This window comes from Erythrobacter longus, from assembly GCF_000715015.1.
GTDB lineage: Bacteria > Pseudomonadota > Alphaproteobacteria > Sphingomonadales > Sphingomonadaceae > Erythrobacter > Erythrobacter longus.
In genome coordinates, this window is sequence record NZ_JMIW01000004.1 from 101,700 (window position 1) to 122,201 (window position 20,502).

Genomic DNA, 20,502 nt, shown 5'->3' on the forward strand with positions numbered 1-20,502 from the left:
AAGCGACCATGGCAAAGACTACCCGTCAATATGTATTCGAAGGGATGGAGCTTCTTCCAGAGGCACTAATCCCCTTCGTGGAAAAGCGCCTCGAGAATTCGCTCAAAGGACATTGGCAGCTCGAGGTTGTCGATCGTGTCAATGGTCTGAAGTCGAATTCGAAAGGCGATGTAGCGTGGGATCAGGCTTCCCTCCTGAAGACCATGATGTTCATGTGGAAGGAGGCTTTCGCCACTGTCCTTGGCCATCCTGAGCGATCTTACGTTTCGGAGCTTCTCGATGTGCGGAACAAATTGTCGCACAATGAGACCTTCACGTACGACGACGCCGAACGCGCACTCGACACAATGCGGCGTCTCATGGAGGCCATCAGCGCAGGCGAGACCGCAGCAGAAATCTCGAAGATGCGCGAAACAATCTTGCGCACCAAATATGCAGAGCTGCAACGCAATGAGGAGCGGCGCAAAACACAGCGACTCAATATCTCTGTCGAGACCGTGGCTGGCCTCCTTCCTTGGCGTGAAGTCGTCGAACCTCATCAGGATGTAGCCACCGGTGAATTCCAACAGGCAGAATTCGCAGCTGATCTAGGCAAGGTCCACGCTGGCAGCGCTCCCTCGGAATACAGCAATCCCAAGGAGTTCTTCAGCCGAACCTATCTTACGGATGGATTGAGCACGCTTCTGGTCGGCGCAGCGAAGCGACTTTCGCAAAATGGCGGTGATCCGGTCGTCGAACTGCAGACAAACTTTGGCGGCGGCAAGACGCACTCAATGCTCGCGCTTTACCATATGGTCGGCGAGACCCCAGCTCAGGATTTGCCAGGGCTGGATCAGCTTCTGTCGAAGAGCGAGCTCACCGTGCCCCCGAAAGTCAATCGGGCAGTTCTTGTTGGAACCTCGCGTGGCCCGCAAGACGTATTGAAAGTCGCAGGTGGTCGGGAAATCCGGACAACTTGGGGCGAGCTTGCCTGGCAGCTGGGCGGCGCTGAAGCCTTCGATATGGTCGCCGACAATGACGCAAACGGCATCGCGCCTGGATCGAACCTGCTCGAAGCGATCTTCAAGAAGTGCGCACCGTGCCTGATCCTAATCGACGAATGGGTCGCTTACCTTCGTCAGATCTACAAGGTCGAGAGCCTTCCTTCGGGCTCGTTCGATGCGAACCTTTCCTTCGTTCAATCGCTCACCGAAGCGGTCAAGGCCAGCCCGGGCACACTGCTTGTGGCTTCGTTGCCCGCGTCACAGATCGAGGTCGGGGGCGAAGGTGGCCAAGAAGCCTTGGCACGCCTCAAGCAGACCTTTTCTCGTGTCGAATCTTCTTGGCGCCCTGCCTCACAAGAGGAGAGCTACGAGATTGTACGACGTCGGCTCTTCAAGGAAATCCCTGGCGATAGGCACCACCACAAAGACAACACACTCAAACAATTCGCGAAGCTGTATCGAGAAAACTCGAACGATTTCCCTCAGGGCTGCTCAGACGAGGATTATCGCCGCAAGCTCGAGAAGGCCTACCCAATCCACCCCGAGTTGTTCGACCAGCTTTACACCAGTTGGGGTTCGCTCGAAAAATTCCAGCGTACGCGAGGTGTATTGCGGCTCATGGCGCAGGTCATCCATGAGCTTTGGATGAGCAACGATCCCTCGGTCATGATCATGCCCGGCAGTGTGGGTATCAGTTCATCACGCGTCGAACCGGAGCTGCTACACTACCTAGACGTCAATTGGCAGTCGATCATCGCGGGAGACGTCGACGGTGCCAGCTCAACGCCATACAAGATCGACCAGTCGGCACCCAACCTTAACCGGTATTCGGCAACCCGACGCGTGGCGCGAGCGGTTTTCATGGGCTCAGCACCTACCTATCAGGAGGAAAACCGCGGACTTGACGACAAGCAGATCAACCTGGGCGTCGTACAGCCTGGTGAGCGACCAGCAATCTTCGGTGATGCCCTTCGTCGCCTAACGAACCAGGCCAAGTTCATGCACAGCGATCTCGGTCGCTACTGGTATTCGATGACCGCGAGCCTGAACCGGCTCGCAGCCGATCGCGCCAACCAGCTGGAAGACGCACTGATCTTGGTCACGATCGATCAGGAGCTCACCAAATACGTCAATGGCATCGCAGATCGAGGGCACTTCGATGCTGTTCAAGTTGCACCTGCATCATCGGCCGAAGTGCCCGATGAAACGGGTGGAGTTCGCGCAGTCGTCTTGGGTGTGTCTCATGCACACAACGCTCGCGAAGGGTCCGATGCTCAAGTCGAAGCTAAGGACATCCTGATGCAGCGCGGTTCTACGCCGCGCGTTTATCGCAACACTTTGGTATTTTTGAGCGCGGAAGCGCGGCAACTCGATGGGTTGAAAGACGCGGTTCGGTCGGCCCTCGCTTGGGAGTCGATCGTCAAGGACGACAAGCGCCTCGATTTGAAGAAGAGCGACATTGCCTTGGCGGAAGCGAAGCTGAGCGAAGCCAAGGACACAATGAAAACACGACTTCGCGAATGTTGGTGCTATCTTATCTACCCCCATCAGGAAGATGCGCAGTCTGACATCGAATGGTCGTCGAGCAAAATTCCAGCGCAGGATGGGCTCTTGTCCAGAGCCAGCAAGAAACTTGCGAGCGATGAGGGACTCTTGCCAGAGTTGGGTCCGACGAGGCTGGACCGCGATCTACAACGCTACATCTGGAACGGCAAACCGCACTTGCTATTGCGGGATCTGTGGGAATATTTGAACCGGTACACCTACCTCCCCCGACTGAAGGACCAATCGGTCCTCGTTAAGGCCGTCCAAGCGGCCGTCTCAGGGATGCTTCCAGGTCCGTTTGCCTATGCCGAGAAGTGGGATGAAAGCTCCGAAAGCTATCTTGGACTCTTGATCGACAAGGCGACAAGTCCGCACATTGTTGTGGATCGCGACAGTATCATTATCAAGCCGGATGTTGCCCAGGCCCATCGCCCTGTTCCGGCCAAGCCAGGCGAACCCGCAACCGAGGGCGGTACTCCTGGTGGCGAAGCTGATCCCACCACGGATGAAGGCAAAAAGACTGCCAAGACAGAGCCCGATGACAAAGAAACACTCCCGACCCGCTTCGTCGGAACGGTCATGATTTCTCCGGATCGGCCGGCCCGAGACATCCATCAGATTGTCGAAGCTATTGTCGAACAGCTTACTACTATCCCAGGTAGCGAAGTGACGCTGAAGCTCGAGATAGAGGCCGAGGTCGCAAGCGGCCTTGATCGGTCCAAAGTCCGGACTTTGATGGAGAACGCGGCAACTCTCGGCTTTATCGACAAGGACATACGTTGAACAAGATATCCTGACGGTGTGGGCGCTAACTGCCGGGTCAGCCAGTAGGCCGATCAGCAAGGTAGCGCTCCACCTTCTCGATAGTCCTTCTGCGCGGCCTGCGGCCTGCTCTCAAGTCAAGAACGAACCGAGGGTCGCCCACCGCACGCCGACCGAACCGCGTCGCCGACATGTGCGATTCCTTGAGATGACGCTCTATCCTGTCCAATAACTTCATGGCTTTCTCGACTCACTCAAGACTTGTGTTCTTGTTTTGTTCTTAGTAGGAAGGTTCCATCGAGTCTAGGAGATTTCCTTCATTCCTCAGACCGTCAGCAGGAATTAGACAATGGAACATGTCAGAGAGGAGCTTGACCGGCTGATCCAGCAGCGACGGCTCGGCTATTCGGCTATTTCGCGGTTGATCGGACGTAATTCGTCCTACATCCAGCAATTCATCAAGCGCGGCTCACCGCGCAAACTCGATGACGATGATAGACGCGTCCTTGCGAGCTTCTTCGGTGTTGACGAACAAGCCCTCGGTGGCCCGCCCGCACCGATACGCGACGGGCTGATCGAAATTCCGGTGCTGAATGTGGATGCGTCGGCAGGCTTTGGAGCGATTGCCGAAAGCGAGACTGCCCATACCCGTTTCGGGTTCGATGAGCGCTGGCTCGCCGCGCTGACGCGGGCAAAGAGCGCCAGCCTCTCGATCATCCATGTTTTGGGGGACTCCATGGAGCCGACACTTAGTGATGGCGACGAAGTGCTGGTCGATGCATCGGACGAGGGTTCAAGGCTGCGTGACGGTATCTACGTTCTGCGGGCCGATGACGCTTTGGTGGTCAAACGCGTGACGCTCAAGCCCGGCGGACGCAAGATTACTATCAGCAGCGACAACGCGGCCTATCCCAGCTGGGACGATGTCGACCGGTGCGAGATCCAGGTGGTCGGCCGTGTGATCTGGTTTGGTCGGGCGGTCTAATCCTCGAACATTCAGAAACCGGCAAAGCGCGCGCGATGCTTTGCAACAAAGTCGGGACGCGGATGATCTTTGGGGTCAGTCGGCAGTCTGATCTGCTGGCCTGACGGGGGAAACAGCGTCAGCAACTCGGATGGCACCTTGTTGTGCGACACGAGCAGGCACAAATTGTCGTCGAAGCTGATAAGGTGACGATCAAACAACCAGTGCGCTGTTGCGGAGAGCGCCACACCATTGGGCACGATGTCAGGGCCGCCATCAGCGACGGACCAGATGTGAGCCGCCTGCGCTTCTGCTTTCCCGCCACCATTGACGATCCGCAAACCCGTGACGGCACAGGTGCTGTCGTAGGCATCGAGAACATGGTTGCGGAAAGCGGCCGATCGGATCTTCTTGTTCACAAGGATCTGCTCGATCCGGCGCTCGCCAAATTCTTCGGCCAGCAGTCCCGCAGTTGCATCATCAATGTACCGCTCGTCGAGCTCAAGTCTAATCCGGTTGTCCGGATCCAGCGTCTCGCAAAGGCCCTTGTTGACGATGGCAACAAAATCGTCGCTATCGAGCGTGCGCACCGATTTGCCGCGCAGCGTCCTTCCTGCATCGCCCGGACGGGCCATCTCGCGCAAGATACGCTCGGCAAAGCGTCCGTCCGTGTCGCGATAGGCAACCGCATCATCGAAGGGTAGATAGTCCCTGACGCGCGCGTAGTAATGGGTTGGATCGGTCTCATCGGGATCGATCCGCTCAACGAATGCGGTCGCGATGTAGGCCATCCGGCCGCCGGAAACGCGGGTCTCACGGTAGAGTATCCAATCGTTCTCGAGCTGCTTGGCTTCGGACAGATATTGCGAGGGGAAATGATACCGCTCGGTGATGAGGTCGTCGTAGCGCGAATTGCCGCTGATTTCGAACACGCCCTTCACTGACGACACTCCGCATTTCCCGTTTGAATGCATCGTGCCTGGTAAGACCAGCTCCGTCCAGGCCATCAAACATCAAATCCCTATTTCAAATGGCTTTACTCGCTCCTTTGTCAGTTCCGGCGGATCCTTCGCAGGCGCAGCGCTTTCATTGGCCTTACCTTGCGCAATGCCTTTTGCCGCTGCTGACTTGAGACGCTGCGTCACTTCGAGCGCCGAGCTCTTCTCGCCGCTGTTTGCTTTGATTGCGCGGCCAAGTTTTTCTGTGCTGTCGGCAACAAGCGTGAGACCATCGCGCAACCTGGTCACCGTGACGAGGAAGGTTTGCCGGTTAGCAAGATTGCGCTCGCGGCTGTCCATCACCGCTATGCCGCGATCCGAGGTCAGCCCCTGCGCCATATGCGCGTTCAAGGCATAAGCGAGATCGAGGCGCTTCAACATGGGATCGCCGCGCGACAAGCGGAGCTCCTTGCCCGCTGACGTTTCGACTTTAACGCCCTTGGTATCCACCGCGACAATCCTCGCCTGATCGGCATTGAACAATGCGCGCTTGTGATCGTTGTCTGTCCAACGGATCTTGTCGCCCTCAAAAAGTCTGAGCGATTTGCGCTCGAACAGAGAGAAACGGTCTTCGCTCCCACTTGGTCTGAGGCGCGAGGGGCTGAATGTGTGCTTTCGTCCCTTCCTGTCTTCGAGCATGACACGCTTTCGGGCGTGGTCGATGGATTGCACGGTGTAGTCGCCCTTCGACAGCTTCTGGGAACTGTCGCGCGAGCGGACATTCAGGACCATCCCGGCGCGGTAAGTGCCGGGATACCTAAGTTCCTCCCGTGTCGCGTTTACCCGGGAGTGAACTGTCAGTCTTGCGGCACGCGGTCCAAGCTCGCCATTGGCCCTGAGCCCCTCCTGCACCGCATCGTTGACGGCCGAGCGCAAGGCGCGTCCGGAAGCATAGATCGAAGTCTTGGCGCGCTCATTGGGACTAAGCGAAAGCCACCGCTCGGCGGCAACGATCGCGCTGTCTCCCTTGGCCTCGATGGTCGTTGGCGCAAGCGCTTTCAGCGCATCATCAATCCGACCTTCCTGCGCAGCGGCCTGGGCGCGCCGGAGCACCGGATCACGTCCGCGCAGATTGACCTCCATATTGGCGCGCTCGATACCCGCCTGCTGCACGAGTGCGAAGGGCTTGCCAGCGTCAACCGCGCCAAGTTGTTTGCGGTCGCCGACGAGCACCAGCCGATGGACCTCTGCAAGGTTGGCGAGGCGGACCATTTTGGCCTTGTCCTCGTTCGAAACCATCGAGGCTTCATCGAGCACAATCACATGGTCGCCGAGCGCGCTCTTTGCCTCACCCAGCAAGGCAGTGTTACCGGGCTCATCCAGAAGGCGGCCCCATTGCGACAGGAAGCGGGCAATGGTCTTGGATTGAATGCCCGTGTCGCGTTCGAGCATTTGGACGAGCGTGTTCTGCACGGCGAGACCCAGCACTTGCTTGCCCTCCTCGCGCAGAAGCTGGGCGACCGGCTTCATCACGCTGCTCTTCCCGGCGCCGGCAACACCCTGGATCGCGACGATCCGGTCGCGCGATGAAAGCACCAGGCTGGCCGCCTCTTCCTGGCCGGGATTGAGCGTGATGCCGTGATTGATCGCTGATACCGCCTGAACGCGTGCAACAGCGTCTTTGCGTTCGAGGACTGGCGCTACGGCGCTGCGCCCCGCGTCGACACCGGCAAGGATTGTTCTTTCAAGCTGCAAAGCCTCCTTGCTTGCGACCCAGCCAGTATGCGCCCCTTTGCCGCGCACCAGCGCGCCCTCCCGCACTAGTGCTTTCACCTGTCTTTCGACACGATCCACTGTCGTTGGCAGCCCGAAATCCAGTGCTACTTTGAGCAGGCCTTCGCGGGGAAAAGCTGCTTCGCGCTGCGACAGGTGGCGCACCGCGGAAGCGACAGCCTGCGCAGCGGCGATGGAAGGCGCGTCTTTCTTAAGCACATGGGCGGGGATCAGCGGGTCTGCCGGATCGCCTTTTATCCGCTGCGCAAATTCTCGCAGCTTGGCCATGCCGCGGTGGAGAAGGCTTTCCGCTTTGGAATTTGCTATGGTCTTAGCCGCTGCCCGCATCTGTGATGCATCGATCATCGCTTGTAGATCAAGCCCGACCTCTCCTGCACTTTGCTGCCACTCCCCCAGGAGGCCTTCACGGTCCCTGACAGGCTCCTTGCTCTTCCTTGTAGCAAGCACGGCAACGTCACGCGACTTTGGGGAGTTCTCGCCAAGCTGACGGACCGCATCGAGGACCTCTTCGCGGCGCGAAGAGAACGCCTTGACCTGCTCTCGCGTAATGCCGACGGCTTCAAAATTGCCGTGCTTGCCGACCGGGCCTGCTTCGTAACCCATTTTCTCGACCGACATGCGAAAGCGGGCCATGGTCATCGAATTGAGCAGCGTGTTGAAAGACCAGAGCTTGTCATTGCGCAGCGCCCGCCACTTGCCGTCGGGGCCTTGAGTGACATTCGCGACGACCGCGTGAAAATGCAGGTTGGGCTCCTGGTTGCGATTGGTATCGTGCTGAAAGAGGCCGATTGTGAGGTTATCGGTCGCGACCTTCCCGTAACCCTCCTTGCTGCCCATCCGGGTCTGTGCCGCGTTGGTCTCGGCCCAGCGCAAGGTCTCGACCACCGCTCGCCGATAGGCCACGATTATCCGCTTGTCCCCACCAACGAGCGCGAGGAGCGACCAGCTTTTGGGGAGCGAGAATGTGAGGTCCGTTCCGGGTCTGTGGGACTGGCCAGCATTACCTACCTGGATACCGCCGGGCAGTTCTCCGCGCAGCAAGGCGTCGAACTGCTCAGCGCTGACACTGCCGTGAAGACCAAGTCGCTCGGCGCCTCTACCGGTCCAGATACCCGAGCGATCCGCATCAGCGCCGGTGTAGTAATTGTCAGCGGCAAAGTAGGCCGCTGCAGCCGAAGGTGAGCGCACATTGGCAACGGAAAGCATCGTCTCTGATCCTCGTCACGGCTCCCCTCCAGACCGAAAAATCCCTTCCCTAGTTCACGTCACATATCGGGCTCAAACTCTCCCAAATCCTTCGCAGGCGGATCGCTTACAACGCCTTCTCGCAGATCCTTTTCGGCCGGCCTGATTGGCTGGCGCTCACCCTCGCGTGATGGTCTCTGGGTAGGAGAAAGAGCTTTGTCGGAGGTTTTGGCGTTGGCAGATCCGGCCTCAGCCAGGTCTTTTTTGCCAGCCTCGACCAGAGAGTTATCGCCCGTTTGCACGGCAAATGGTGGCAGCGTCGCAGACGCATCAACGACTGCATTGCCGCCGGATCTGGACCTGGCCTCACCGGCCTGACGCCATGCCTCCAACTGCTCGCGGGAATCCGCTTGCTGATGATCTCGCGCCTCATCAAGGGGAATATCACGTCCTGCCAGATTGAGTTTGAGCTGCTTTGGATCGACAGGCTTTCCAGCACCGTCATCATTGGACGCAGGATGTTCACCGTCCATTTTATGCATGGTCTTTCGCTTCTTCGCCGAGGTGGTGCCCGAACCCCGTGTGCTCTTCGAGGCCGGTTTCTCGCGAGGAATGAAACCCTCGGCAATACGATCGCGCGAACGGGGTATGAGCGAAACCGGGGCGGCAGGGAAACCGTCAGGAAACTTGATGTAAGCTGACAGCCTTGGAAGGTTCATGAACTGGTCGGGAAGGAGCAAAGGCTCCACCTGCCGCCTTGGTGTCAGGCTCACTGCGTCGCGGGCATTGTTATACCCGTAGCTGAAGCCTTCCTCCATATCGCGCACCTGCCGATGGCCGATGAAATCTGAGCACCATGTCGCGGTCTCGCGATCAGCTGTTGCCAGGATCAGCTTGGTCCGCGCAAGCGATGACAGTGTCATGGCCATGTTCTCGCCGTAGATTTCCTTGAGCTTGGCAAAGGCATGGACGCCGGTGACGATCGCACCACCGAAATTGCGCGCGGTTTGCAGGCCTTTTTCGAGCGCGGGCAGTCTATGGAGGGCACCAAGCTCGTCGATCAGGAACCACATTTTGAGGTCCTGCGTGCGCTCGAGTGTCATCAGCGTGTTCATTGCCGTATCGAGCCATAGAGTGAGCAATTGCGAGGAGATGCTCATGTCGACGTAGCGCGCTGAAAGAAACAGGATCGAACCCGGTTCGCAGTCGCCCTTAACCCAGTCACGGACCGAGAAGCGTGGACCTTCCGAGGGCAGGAGCTTCAGCACTTTAGCGTTGGCATTGAACACCGCACGGATCGATTCCGCCATACGTGCAGCTTCCGGAGCGGTGAGCGGATCGGCCATTGTCCCGCGCATCAGCTTGTGCACTTCGGACAGGTCCGCGGTCATGAGTTTCTGCGCCAGGGCCTCGTTGGTCGCTGTTCCCTTGCGAGAGAGATGGAGGCACATTTCGACAAACAACATACGAGCCGCAAGCACCCAGAATTGTTCCGATCCGCCGCCATCATGGGGCACCAGCGCCTCGGCTGCGGCATGGAATTCGGCCTCGCTCGAGCAATCATTGAAGACGCTCCACACCGGACAACGCGCATCGATCGGGTTTAGAATAATGTCGCGGGCAGGATCGTAATAGGCTTCGATAAAGGCGCCGGTGAGATCGAAAATCACCGCGCGTTGACCGCGCTGACGGGCCTCGGTCACGAGCTGTGTAAGCGCGACGGTCTTACCGGTCCCGGTTGTTCCAATCAGCATGGTATGGCTTTGCTCAAGCCGCCATGGCCAGCTAACTCCGGCGAGGTGGGCGGGCATGTAATGCCCGGCTTCCGCCAGCGCAGAAGAACTTGCGAGCCGCCATTTCCAACCGAGCTTCCGGCTCAGCTCCTCAGCGCGATATTTGCGATTATAGCGCTCGATTTCGTCCTCGAGTTCATCGAGTGAAACAAGCATGGCTCCGCGCTCGTGCTTACGTTCTTTGGAGCGGCCACCGAAGCGCTCGGCGAACCACCAGAAGAACACAAAAGCTGGCGCAAGAAAGACAGCTGATATGAGCAAGCCTTGCTTGGTCGCGGATACGAATGCGTCGATTGCATCACGCATGGGAGGGAACTCGCGAACCACCGCGAAAGGCAGACCGACCTTGCCACCATCGGCCAGAGTGAGGTTGACCAATTTTGCCGGATCGAACTCCATAAAGGCGTAGAGGCTGGCATAGATATGCATCCAGACCAGGTAGAACTGGTGATCGGTCAGGCTCGTTCGAACTTCCCAGTAACAGGTGCCTAGAACCACAAGCGTCGTGAGGATCACAGGGCCTTTGAGGCCGGCTGCAAACATGAAAGCGAAGTGTCCCAGCAACTGGCTTCCGCGGGTGAAGTTGAGGAGGTTATGCTTCATGGGATTGGCCTCCCATGTTGGTGCTTAGTGGAAGGCCTAGCCGCTCGAGACGGCGGCGATAAGCCTCGTGGGCCCGGTCCCGCAATGCCGGGTCCGGATGACCGGCAAGCAGGGCATCGAGAGCCACAGAAATGAAGACGTTTTGGCGCGCCGGATCGAGACCAGCGGGCCTGTCTTTTGTCTCGTTATCGAGATGCCAGGCTGCAACAATGAGGTCGCGAATGAAGACACTGACACTTTCGCCCTGGTCCGCAGCAGACTGGCGAACCCAGTTGCCCACGGGAAGCGATACGAATGTCTGAAGCCGATCTTGTCGGGTCATGAAACAGGTTCCTTGTCGGGCCGACGGAACCTGGCTCACCTTGCGGAAGGTGACAAAAAGAATAAATCGTGAACAACTCGCAGTCAATCGAAAGTTTATGACATGATTACAATGCACTATAACGACGTGAGTTGCACGCGGATCAGCGCAAACCCGCTCTACTCGCAGACGGGTTGATTCCGCCCAAAACGGGATTTCACAATAAAATCAGAATGATAATTCCCGAATTCGCGGGGTAGGGTGTGCGCGAAGTTGTTCCCCATTTGTGCATGGTCTGATCAACCAAAGCCCTGTCCGTTCAATCACAGAAAAGGCACTGGTTTCACACGGATTTCCTAGCCCAAACCGGGCTTGAGGGGAAGACGTAAGGACGTAAGCTTGTTCTCTTTGCTGTCCGCTTTGGTAACAAATAGCCACTGCAGCAGGGCGAACTGAGCCCGCAATTTACTAACGCGAATAGCTCGGCGTGCTGTAGTTTATCTGTGGCAACTCCACTTGCTACGACCGCATTTGGCAGTTCAAATACCCTAAAGCTAGGAGCGACTTTGGGGGTGAAAGCGGGCCTTCCTTTCGCTGGATATAGTCTTGAAGGCTACGGGCATTCATGCCAACTTCAAGCGCAAATGAAAAAGATCATTGCTTGTTGTATCGCTGACCGAGAACCTATTCATGTTCAGTAAGGCAATATGGATGCTGGTAAAGCTGCAGTTCGCCAGAAACCTCGAGGCGAGAGCCAGCATCAATCCCCGAAGCAAGGGCACACTTCCTATTTGCTCTTGCCCTAACTGTGGGTCGTGCCGGCTTCCTCATGCTTATCCTTGTGCGTATCGCGCAGGATATCGATCCCGCCATAGATCGCGATCCCGGCAACAGCGATGCCGACCAATAGATCTGGCCAATTCGCGCCAGTAAGCGTGACGACCAGCCCTGCGACAATAATCCCGCCATTTGCTACAAAATCGTTGAAGCTAAAAGTCGTTGCGGCACGCAGACTGACGTCCTTCTGCTGGAGGTTTTGAAGCAGGCGGAGGCAGATGAGGTTCACTACGGCTGCGATCGCAGCCATAGCCATCATTTCGATGCCGCCAGGGTCGGACCCCTCCAGAAAGCGACGTATTGCATCGGCAATAACGCCAGCGGCAAACAACAGGAGCAAGCCACCTGAAAGGCGAGCCGCGTTGCGCTTCCACACTCGAGAACGGCTAAGTGCGAAAAGGCTCAGGATATAGACAAGAGCATCAGATGCATTGTCGAGACCATTGGCGAGAAGCGCGTTAGAATCGGCAAAATATCCGACGAACAAGAAACCGACAGCCAACGCGACGTTGAGCCACAGGACAATCCACAGAGTTCGCCGCTTTTCAGCACTATCAAGCTCGAATTTATGATCGCCGCTCATGGCATTTCTCCGTGACCCTTTGCCTGCTCGGATTTCTCCGCGAAAATCAGGCTCACAATGGCAGGCAGCACGAACAGTGTGAGCGCTGTTGCCGTTATCAGTCCGCCGATCACAACCGTGGCGAGCGGGCGCTGCACCTCGGCCCCGGTTCCTGTCGCAAGCGCCATCGGAACGAAGCCGAGCGAGGCGACGAGCGCCGTCATCAAAACCGGGCGCAGGCGTGCAATTGCGCCTTCGACTATCGCTTCACCAAGCTCCAAACCCTTTTCGAGCCGCTGCTTGATCGCGGTTATCATGACGAGACCATTCAAAGTGGCCACGCCAGATAGAGCAATGAAGCCCACGGCTGCCGAGATCGAGAATGGCATGCCCCTGAGGGCCAGGAAGAAGACCCCTCCAGCCAGTGCCATCGGAATCGCGCTGAACACCGCTAACGCCGAGACCCATCCGCCGACCGCCATGTAGAGCAGCAGCAGGATGACCGCGAAGGCGAGCGGAACCACGATCAGTAGACGTTGCTGCGCTTGCTGCAGGTTCTGATACTGCCCGCCCCATTCGATAAACGACGCGGATGGCAGATCGACGTTTGCGGCCACTTCGGACTGGGCCTGCTCGACAAATGAGCCAAGATCACGCTCCCGCACATTGGCGGATACGATGACCAGTCTTCGCCCCTGTTCGCGCCGGACCTCGGCCAGCCCATCGATGACCTCGAATTGGGCCACGGCTCTAAGCGGAATGCTCCCACCATTCGGGAGGACAATCGGTAAGGTGCCGAGCTGGTCGAAATCGTTGCGATTGGCATCTGACAATCTGACGACGACATCGAACCGGCGATCGCCTTCGAACACGAGGCCGGCGTTGCGACCGCCAAGCGCGATGGCAACGGACTGCGCCACGTCCTCGACGCTTAGCCCGTAGCGCGCGATAGTAGGCCGGTCGAAGGCGATATCGAGTGTCGGGAAGCCAGAGACCTGCTGGACCTTCACGTCGGCTGCGCCTTCGACGCCGCGCAGCACGGCGGCGACCTCGTTTGCAGCCGAAGTCATGGCGGTCAGATCATCTCCGTACAGCTTGACCGCCACATCGCCGCGAACGCCTGCGATGAGCTCGTTGAAGCGCAACTCGATGGGCTGGCTGAACTCATACAGATTGCCAACAAGACCACCGAGAGCCTCTTCCATCTCGCTTACGAGTTCATCCTTGGACAGCGAGGGATCGGGCCATTCTTCTCGCGGTTTGAGGATCACATAGGCATCCGAAATGTTCGGCGGCATCGGATCGGTTCCGACCTCGGCCGTGCCGGTGCGCGAGAACACCAGCTCAACCTGCGGGAACTGTGTGAGACGTGTCTCGACCTGGCGCTGCATTGTGAGCGACTGCTCGAGCGGAGTGGAGGGGATACGCAATGACTGCACTGCCAGATCACGCTCATCGAGTTGAGGCGTGAATTCGCTGCCGATGAAACTGAACACCAGCGCTGCAAGTGCAAATACGCCGACACCGGTGCCGATGACCGGCCATGGACGGGCAAGCGCGCTGCGCAGCAGCGGACCATAGCGCTCTTTCGCCATTCGGATGGGCTTTGCTTCCTGCTCGTTGATCTTCTTGTTCAGCAAGAGAGCGATCATCGCGGGGACGAAAGTAAGCGAGAGGATAAATGCCGAGGCAAGTGCCAGCATCACCGTGATGGCCATGGGCGAAAATGTCTTGCCCTCAACCCCGGAGAAGGTGAGGAGCGGCGCAAAAACCAGAAAGATAATCGCTTGGCCATACACCGTTGGCTTGATCATCTCATGCGCCGCTGCCCGCGTCTCGGCAAGGCGTTCGCGCAGTGTGAGCAAACGTCCCTCGTGCTCCTGGCTTGCGGCGAGGCGCGCGATGCTGTTTTCGACGATGATGACAGCGCCATCGACAATCAGGCCGAAATCGAGCGCACCAAGGCTCATCAGATTACCCGATACGCCGAGCCGGTTCATCCCGATTGCTGCCATCAGCATCGACAAAGGAATGACCAGAGCGGCAATGATAGCAGCGCGTATGTTTCCGAGCAGCAGGAACAGCACGACGATAACGAGCAAGGCGCCTTCGACCAGATTGTTGCGAACCGTAGCGATGGTCGCATCGACCAAAGTGGATCGGTTGTAGACAATCTCAGCCACCACTCCGGCAGGCAGCGATGCACGAACTTCCTCAAGCCTGTCGGCTGCGCCAGCGGCAACGGTTCGGCTGTTCTCGCCCGCTCGCATCAGGACAGTTCCGACGACCGCTTCATCGCCGTTGAGCGAGGCAGCCCCTGTGCGAAGGTCACCGCCAATCTCGACTGTGGCAACATCGCCTACGCGGATCGGCACGCCTTCGCGGGTCGTCACCACCGCCTGCTCGATGTCTTCTACCGAATTCAGCCGGGAATCGACACGGGCCAAGAGCGCTTCGCCGGCACGTTCGACGAAGTTCGCGCCTTCCGCCTGGTTTGCCACTTCGAGCGCAGTAATCAACTGGTCGAGTGAAACACCGTAGCCGCCCAGACGATCCGGGTCGGGCTGCACCAGATATTGCTTTTCAAAGCCGCCGATCGAGTCGACGCCTGCGACACCGTCGGCTGATCGCATCAGCGGCGCAACCACCCAGTCCTGCACCGTGCGCAGATAGGCGGCTCTCGCCACCTCCGTGTCCAATCGCTCGCCCCGGTCGGTGACAAAGCTGCCGTCATTTTGCCAGCCAATGGCGCCGCCTTTTGGCGCATCCGTTCCACCCGGATGCTCGAATTCGATGGTATACATCAAGACTTCGCCAAGGCCGGTCGCAATTGGCCCCATCGACGGCTCCGCGCCTGCAGGAAGCGAAGAGGCGAGCGTGGCAAGCCGTTCTTCAACCTGCGAGCGCGCAAAGTAGATGTCGGTGCCCTCTTCGAAAATCGCCGAAACCTGACTGAAGCCGTTGCGCGAGATCGAGCGGGTCATCTCCAGTCCCTCGATCCCGGCGAGGCCCGTCTCGACAGGGAAGGTTACCTGCGTTTCGATCTGTGAGGGTGAAAGCGCCGGTGCTTCGGTGTTGATCTGCACCTGAACATTTGTGATGTCCGGCACCGCATCGATCGGCAGTTTCGCAAGATTGAAGGCGCCCCAGATGGCTACACCTAGGGCAAGGGCCACGACCGCCCAGCGATTGCGCACCGACCAATCAAGGACGCCGCCAATCAGGCCGCCATTGTTGTTGCGCTCTTTTTCGAAGCCGCTTTCAGAACGATCAATGTCCATGTTCGGCTTCCTCTTTTCCGAGTTCGGCTTTGAGCAGGAAGGCGTTTTCGGTCGCGATCCGCTGGCCATTCTGCAATCCTGACACAATCACGATGCGCCCTCCCGAGCGCGATCCCGTCACGACAGGCGTCGCCCGAAAGCCAGTCTGGGTGCGAACGAACACGACTTCGCGCCCTTCGACCATCTGAACGGCTGCCTCAGGCACCGAGATGGCAGTCGCATCGGTCTCTCCGGAAGGCCGAATACGCGCCTGCAAGAATGCGCCTGGCTGTAATCCGGGCACTGCATTCGCAAGGGAAATAATAGCGGTGGCGCTTCGGCTTTCCGGATCGAGCGCGGGGGTTATCGAGCGCACACGTCCGCCGATCTCCCGCTCCTCTCCGAATTCGAGCGTTGCCTCGTCGCCGGGCCTAATTCTCACGGCATCGCTGGCGGGCAGAGCAACCTGCACTTGCAAGCCGCTCGCGTTCACGATCTGGAACATCTCTTCACCGGCTGAGACGTAGGAGCCCAGCACGATCGGCGCGCTGGTGATCTGCCCTGAAATCGGGCTCGTCACAGCGAGCGACCGTCCATCTCCGCTGACACCAGCAGCTGCGGATGCGGCTTGCGCGCGGGAAAGTTCGGACCTTGCCACCTGCAGATTCGCCTGCGCAGCTTCGAGATCCTGCCGAGCCGTCACATTGGCCTCGAACAGCCGTTTTTCCCGGTCATAGAGTGCAGAAAGTTCATTTACCCGCGCACGCGCGGCGGCGACCTGCGCAGCCAGTCCGGCAGCATCAGCGCTCTCGATCCGCGCGATCGCTTCCCCCTGCCTGACATAATCGCCAAGCATCTTGTTCACGCTCCGCACGACCCCCGAGGCACGTGCATCGATTCGCGCGCTGGCGTTGGGCGCGGCTGCGACAGTTGCGGGGAATACGATCTCTGTAACAGCACCAAACTGAACAGCTTCGATTTCGATGGAGGAAGCCGCGATTTGCTCTTCGCTAATTTGCAAAGCGCCTTCGGAACCTTCGGTTTTTGCTCCGCCTTCCTCTTCGCTCTGTCCTTCTTCGGAGTGGTCGGCAGACCCTGACGGCCAGAAGGCCCAAGCAGATACGGCCGCCAGAACAAGGATGCCGACTATTGCGATAAGATAGTTACGTTTCATGGGAAGGGATCTCACTGTGCGGTGAGCCAGATGAGCCGCGCCGCGAGCAGGCCGCGGGACTCTTCTGCCTGAATCAGATTTTCACGAATGGCGTCGCGCGCTTCGGCAGCTGCTAGGACTTCGATCAGCGGAAACCGGCCATTGCGGTATCCGATCTCGACAAGTCGGAGTGCTTCCTCGGCCTGCGGCAGGGATGCGCTGGAAAGGGTCTCCACCCGCGTTTCGGCGGCCAGATACAGCGTTCGCGTCCGCTCGAACTCCACGCGGTAGTCCGCCTCGGCTATCGCCTCGCTCGCGCTTGCCGCGCGGTATTGCGCTTCAGCGGCCGCGATGTTGCCTTGGTTACGGTTGCGGAAGGGCAGCGGAATGGAAATCCCGACAATGAAGGCTTGATCGTTGCTTTCCTGAAATCGGCGCACGCCTGCCGACAGCGTGGGGTCGGGAACGCCGAGCGAGCGTTCACGCGCAATTTCGGCCTCAGCAAAGCTGGTTCGCGCATCCGCAATGCGCAGCTGCAAGGGATCTTCGGAACCCAGCGGAGCGAGCGGCGGCGCTAAATCAGGAAAGACGTTTGATACAACCGGGTTGGGCCGGCCGGACACCCAAAGAGCCGCGAGCGCCTGACGTGCCGCTAGATCGGCAGCTTGTGCAGCCTGCAGCTCAGCTTCCGCTTCTGCAAGCGCTGCACGGGCGCGCATGGCACGCAGCGGCGGCTCCCGCCCGACCTCGACAAGCACATTGGCGATCCGGGCCAGCTCACGGTTCCGTTCGACGATTTCGAGCGCCAGGACGAGGCGCTGGCCTGCGGCGACAGCTTCGACATATCGCTCACGAACGCCCAGCGCGAGTTGCGACAGGGCGAGGTCGCTCTGCAAGCCGGTGAAGTCGGCCGATGCCTGTGCGCTCGCGATGCGCGCCCTTCGTTTGCCGCCGAGTTCAAGCTGCTGGCCGATCGCCAGAGTATATTCGGAAGAGCGCAGGCCGGAAAATGCACCGGAACCTGCAATGTCTTCCACCTCGAACGACAGCGAAGGGTTAGGCCGAAGCCGCGCCTGGTCGATAGCCGCACGCGCGGCTTCTGCTTCCGCTTGCGGGCCGTAGACGCGCGGATTGCTGTTCGAACTTGTACCCTCTTGACCGTCAACGCCCGCTCTGGCGAGCGCTTCATCGAGAGTAATTGTTTCCTGTGCCGATATCGGCAAACCCGTACACACGGCAATCAAGGCCGCGGCCAGTGCAATGCACCGCATTTCTTATCTCCTGACTGAAACCAATCGAGCGCGCTCGAAAGCGAGCTCGCAAATGATTGTCGGTCAGGCTTTGGGAGGCTGTATCAGGACTGGGGGAGCACGGGAGGCGAGCGATGACGTGGCAAGCGGGCCCCTCAGGTTATCCGAACTCCAGAAAGGTGATCGCAGGAGCATGCTGGTGTCAGCGAGACTAAAACTGCAATTGTGGTGGTGCGTGGCCGAATGGTCATGTCCATCATGGTCTGGTGTTGCATCGTTCGTATCAAAATGGTCCGCGCCATGCGCATAGATATGATCGGCTGCATGAGCGAAGCTTTCACCTTCCCCGGCATGCACGTCCGGGAGGGACAGCACGCTGCTGAAAAGGATCGCTAATACGGCGAGAAAAGGCAAAATCTTGCGTGTCACTTCAGCGAACATCTTAGAAACACGTGAAGATTTGTACAAGTTTATATCAATCATGGAACTTGGATGGCTGAAAATGCTCATAGTTGATCGTGCTCCAATCCACGCGCCGCCCATAGCCCTATGCCGCCAAGCAATATCTCGATAAGAGCTTCACGCAGCGGTTGGACGGCAAGCAGATCAGCGCCCTCCATGAAAACAGCCGCAACTCTGCTTAATCCCACGCAGATAAAAATTGCGGCAGCAGTCAGACTAAGCTGACGCGAAGAGAGGTTGATGCGCCCCCCAAGGATCAGGACAACGCCTATACCTATCTCGCCGCCTCCGATCATGGCGCGCATAGCCACCCGGGCAGATGGCTGGTCGAGCCCAATCGCATAGTAGCTCATGATTTCCGGCTGAATGAGAGTTACTATTCCGAGCGCGAGAAAAATGCAGCCCGCAAAAGAAGGGTAAACACGGCCCAGGTTTCGATGAAGATGGCTCATCACAGAAACCGCCTGGTTTGGCGTTTGTAGTCCAGATAGTCCTGACCGTATTGCTGCTCCAACCATGGTTCCTCGAATACAGGGGCAAGCAAATACATGGTCGCCCAGAGCGCCAATAATATCCAGACAAGCAACGTGTTGGCGAGCAGGCCCCAACCAATCATGCCGACCCATGTTGCGACGTAAACAGGGTTCCTGCTTATCCTGAACCAACCTTGTGTTTTCAGGCCGTGCTTTTCGCCAAATGCATTGCGCCAGCCCATCTGGAACGTGATCCAGAATGCGAGTGCAAAGCCGACAACCAACAGCACTAGGCCCAAAGTATATTGGAGCACAGCATAAGCGGGAGCCACAGATGCAAAGTCGAGAAGGGAAAGCGCCAGCAATGGGTAAAGGAACAGGCGAAACAGCGCCATGAAGGTGCGGTGCTGCCAACTGTTTCCTGAAGGGGGAGGGAAGAACTGAAACTTTCCGCTCAAAACCGCGAAAATGGAAAGCCCGATTATCGCGCAAATCGAACTGGCCGCTAATCCGAACAAACTCCAAGAGACCCATGAAGGCAGGTCAATCATGTGCAGCACTCCTACAACCAGCGCCGCGTCTGTTTGCGGTAGGCTGTAAATGCGCTTCCGAAATTCTGCTCCAGAACTCGCTCTTCAGGGATGATCTGGAGGAGCGTGATAGAGAGGGCGTAGAGAATTGGTCCGCTGAATGCTGCGAGGTTTTGGAGGGCCAAGGCTCCACCCACGAGCACGAGTAGCATACCCAAATACATGGGGTTTCGGGTAAAGCGATAGAGGCCTGTTGTAACGAGTTGCTCGGCTTGCTCAGGCGTAATCGGATTTACCGTTGTGTTCGCTTTCCCAAACGATCGAACCGCCAAGAAAAGCACCTGCGCTCCAACCGCAATGACGGGAACCGATAGCCAAAAGAGAGGCACTGATCCGTAAGCAAGCGCGGGCAGGTTTGTCGCCAGAATATAGCCAGCAAGGCCATAGAACGCGAACTGCATCAGGGGCGGGAAATACAGCTTTTTCTGTTTCTTGGATCGCTCTGAAATCTGGGTTTGAGGCATTTTTCGACTCGCTTGATTGTGATTCGAGTCAAGTGATACAGTCTACAGCGACTGTAGGGGCAAGTGGGAAAAGCACACTCATATGAAACCAATGACAATTGGCCGTCTTTCAAGTGCGGCAAAGGTCAAGGTGACCACCATTCGATATTACGAAAGTATCGGCTTGATGGGCACGCCAGACCGCAGCGCAAGTGGGCAAAGGCTCTATGGCAGCGTCGATGTGGAACGCCTCTCATTTGTGAGGCATGCCCGCGAACTCGGCTTTTCGATGGACGCAATCAAAGACTTGATTGGATTGCAGACTGAACCAGACCAAGACTGCTCGGCAGTTGACACAATCGCTCAGAAGCAACTTGCCGAAGTTCAAAAGCGGCTGGCACAGCTAGAGGCTCTGGAACGCGAGCTGAAACGCATGATCGAAAATTGCAGGGGCGGTAAAGTCGGCGGATGCCAGGTTATGGCGGCGATCAATGACCACTCTGAATGCGAGACTGATAAGCACGAGCGCCTTAAACCGCTGTGAGTTAAGAGAGCGGTTCTCGCACCTGAATGTGCGAGATTTCTGCCATCCAGTATCGCTCCC

15 protein-coding genes are annotated in these 20,502 nt (G+C 58.0%); 3 read left to right on the forward strand and 12 right to left on the reverse strand.

The genetic code is table 11. The annotated features are described in order from the left end of the window. The first annotated feature begins 8 nt into the window (after positions 1-8). Together EH31_RS10535 and EH31_RS10540 are read left to right on the forward strand one after the other, a co-directional pair. On the forward strand, positions 9-3,311 hold the full coding sequence (locus EH31_RS10535; RefSeq protein WP_034960305.1) for a DUF499 domain-containing protein: 3,303 nt from the start codon (positions 9-11) through the stop codon (positions 3,309-3,311). A gap of 328 nt (positions 3,312-3,639) precedes the next feature. Further along, entirely contained in the window at positions 3,640-4,275 is a 636-nt protein-coding gene (locus EH31_RS10540; protein ID WP_034960306.1) for a S24 family peptidase, read from the forward strand. A gap of 11 nt (positions 4,276-4,286) precedes the next feature. Here the strand turns inward: EH31_RS10540 and EH31_RS10545 are convergent, their stop codons facing one another. From EH31_RS10545 to EH31_RS10600, 12 genes are all read right to left on the reverse strand, one after another. Beyond that, a complete protein-coding gene (locus tag EH31_RS10545; protein WP_241765901.1) occupies positions 4,287-5,204 on the reverse strand; it encodes an HNH endonuclease in 918 nt (305 codons plus the stop codon). 63 nt (positions 5,205-5,267) lie between these two features. Beyond that, positions 5,268-8,192: a MobF family relaxase gene (gene mobF, locus EH31_RS10550; RefSeq protein WP_034960309.1), complete on the reverse strand. Its 2,925-nt coding sequence runs from the start codon at positions 8,190-8,192 to the stop codon at positions 5,268-5,270. A 59-nt stretch (positions 8,193-8,251) separates the two neighbouring features. Continuing rightward, positions 8,252-10,567 (reverse strand): type IV secretion system DNA-binding domain-containing protein, encoded by a 2,316-nt coding sequence (locus EH31_RS10555; RefSeq protein ID WP_034960310.1) that lies wholly within the window; start codon positions 10,565-10,567, stop codon positions 8,252-8,254. Then, positions 10,557-10,889: a hypothetical protein gene (locus EH31_RS17270; RefSeq protein WP_081853361.1), complete on the reverse strand. Its 333-nt coding sequence runs from the start codon at positions 10,887-10,889 to the stop codon at positions 10,557-10,559. Before EH31_RS17270 ends, EH31_RS10555 begins: the two co-directional genes overlap by 11 nt. A 781-nt stretch (positions 10,890-11,670) precedes the next feature. After that, positions 11,671-12,288 carry a cation efflux transmembrane domain-containing protein gene (locus EH31_RS10565; RefSeq protein ID WP_034960314.1) on the reverse strand — a complete coding sequence of 206 codons (618 nt, stop codon included), beginning with the start codon at positions 12,286-12,288 and terminating at the stop codon, positions 11,671-11,673. Beyond that, positions 12,285-15,491 (reverse strand): efflux RND transporter permease subunit, encoded by a 3,207-nt coding sequence (locus tag EH31_RS10570; RefSeq protein ID WP_152553552.1) that lies wholly within the window; start codon positions 15,489-15,491, stop codon positions 12,285-12,287. The genes EH31_RS10565 and EH31_RS10570 overlap by 4 nt, the downstream gene beginning before the upstream one ends. Positions 15,492-15,537: 46 nt before the next feature. After that, entirely contained in the window at positions 15,538-16,701 is a 1,164-nt protein-coding gene (locus EH31_RS10575; RefSeq protein ID WP_034960315.1) for an efflux RND transporter periplasmic adaptor subunit, read from the reverse strand. An 11-nt stretch (positions 16,702-16,712) separates the two neighbouring features. Continuing rightward, a complete protein-coding gene (locus tag EH31_RS10580) occupies positions 16,713-17,951 on the reverse strand; it encodes a TolC family protein (protein ID WP_034960316.1) in 1,239 nt (412 codons plus the stop codon). A 63-nt stretch (positions 17,952-18,014) separates the two neighbouring features. Then, positions 18,015-18,440, reverse strand: coding sequence for a hypothetical protein (locus tag EH31_RS10585; protein WP_034960317.1), 426 nt, complete (start codon positions 18,438-18,440; stop codon positions 18,015-18,017). Then, entirely contained in the window at positions 18,437-18,844 is a 408-nt protein-coding gene (locus EH31_RS10590; protein WP_034960319.1) for a DUF4345 family protein, read from the reverse strand. Before EH31_RS10590 ends, EH31_RS10585 begins: the two co-directional genes overlap by 4 nt. Next, complete coding sequence (locus EH31_RS10595; protein ID WP_034960320.1) at positions 18,844-19,416, reverse strand: methyltransferase family protein; 573 nt, start codon at positions 19,414-19,416, stop codon at positions 18,844-18,846. Before EH31_RS10595 ends, EH31_RS10590 begins: the two co-directional genes overlap by 1 nt. An 11-nt stretch (positions 19,417-19,427) precedes the next feature. Continuing rightward, entirely contained in the window at positions 19,428-19,919 is a 492-nt protein-coding gene (locus tag EH31_RS10600) for a methyltransferase family protein (RefSeq protein WP_051699178.1), read from the reverse strand. A gap of 82 nt (positions 19,920-20,001) precedes the next feature. On the opposite strand from EH31_RS10600, the gene EH31_RS10605 reads away from it, so the two are divergent. Continuing rightward, the gene (locus tag EH31_RS10605) at positions 20,002-20,442 is read left to right on the forward strand and encodes a MerR family transcriptional regulator (RefSeq protein ID WP_034960321.1); all 441 of its coding nucleotides are present in this window, start codon (positions 20,002-20,004) and stop codon (positions 20,440-20,442) included. Positions 20,443-20,502 lie beyond the last annotated feature (60 nt).

Coding starts and splice junctions, on each gene's coding strand:
- EH31_RS10535 (WP_034960305.1), top strand. CDS start 9: ATGGCAAAGACTACCCGTCAATATGTATTCGAAGGGATGGAGCTTCTT.
- EH31_RS10540 (WP_034960306.1), top strand. CDS start 3,640: ATGGAACATGTCAGAGAGGAGCTTGACCGGCTGATCCAGCAGCGACGG.
- mobF (WP_034960309.1), bottom strand. CDS start 8,192: ATGCTTTCCGTTGCCAATGTGCGCTCACCTTCGGCTGCAGCGGCCTAC.
- EH31_RS10555 (WP_034960310.1), bottom strand. CDS start 10,567: ATGAAGCATAACCTCCTCAACTTCACCCGCGGAAGCCAGTTGCTGGGA.
- EH31_RS17270 (WP_081853361.1), bottom strand. CDS start 10,889: ATGACCCGACAAGATCGGCTTCAGACATTCGTATCGCTTCCCGTGGGC.
- EH31_RS10565 (WP_034960314.1), bottom strand. CDS start 12,288: ATGAGCGGCGATCATAAATTCGAGCTTGATAGTGCTGAAAAGCGGCGA.
- EH31_RS10575 (WP_034960315.1), bottom strand. CDS start 16,701: ATGAAACGTAACTATCTTATCGCAATAGTCGGCATCCTTGTTCTGGCG.
- EH31_RS10580 (WP_034960316.1), bottom strand. CDS start 17,951: ATGCGGTGCATTGCACTGGCCGCGGCCTTGATTGCCGTGTGTACGGGT.
- EH31_RS10585 (WP_034960317.1), bottom strand. CDS start 18,440: ATGAGCATTTTCAGCCATCCAAGTTCCATGATTGATATAAACTTGTAC.
- EH31_RS10590 (WP_034960319.1), bottom strand. CDS start 18,844: ATGAGCCATCTTCATCGAAACCTGGGCCGTGTTTACCCTTCTTTTGCG.
- EH31_RS10595 (WP_034960320.1), bottom strand. CDS start 19,416: ATGATTGACCTGCCTTCATGGGTCTCTTGGAGTTTGTTCGGATTAGCG.
- EH31_RS10600 (WP_051699178.1), bottom strand. CDS start 19,919: ATGCCTCAAACCCAGATTTCAGAGCGATCCAAGAAACAGAAAAAGCTG.
- EH31_RS10605 (WP_034960321.1), top strand. CDS start 20,002: ATGAAACCAATGACAATTGGCCGTCTTTCAAGTGCGGCAAAGGTCAAG.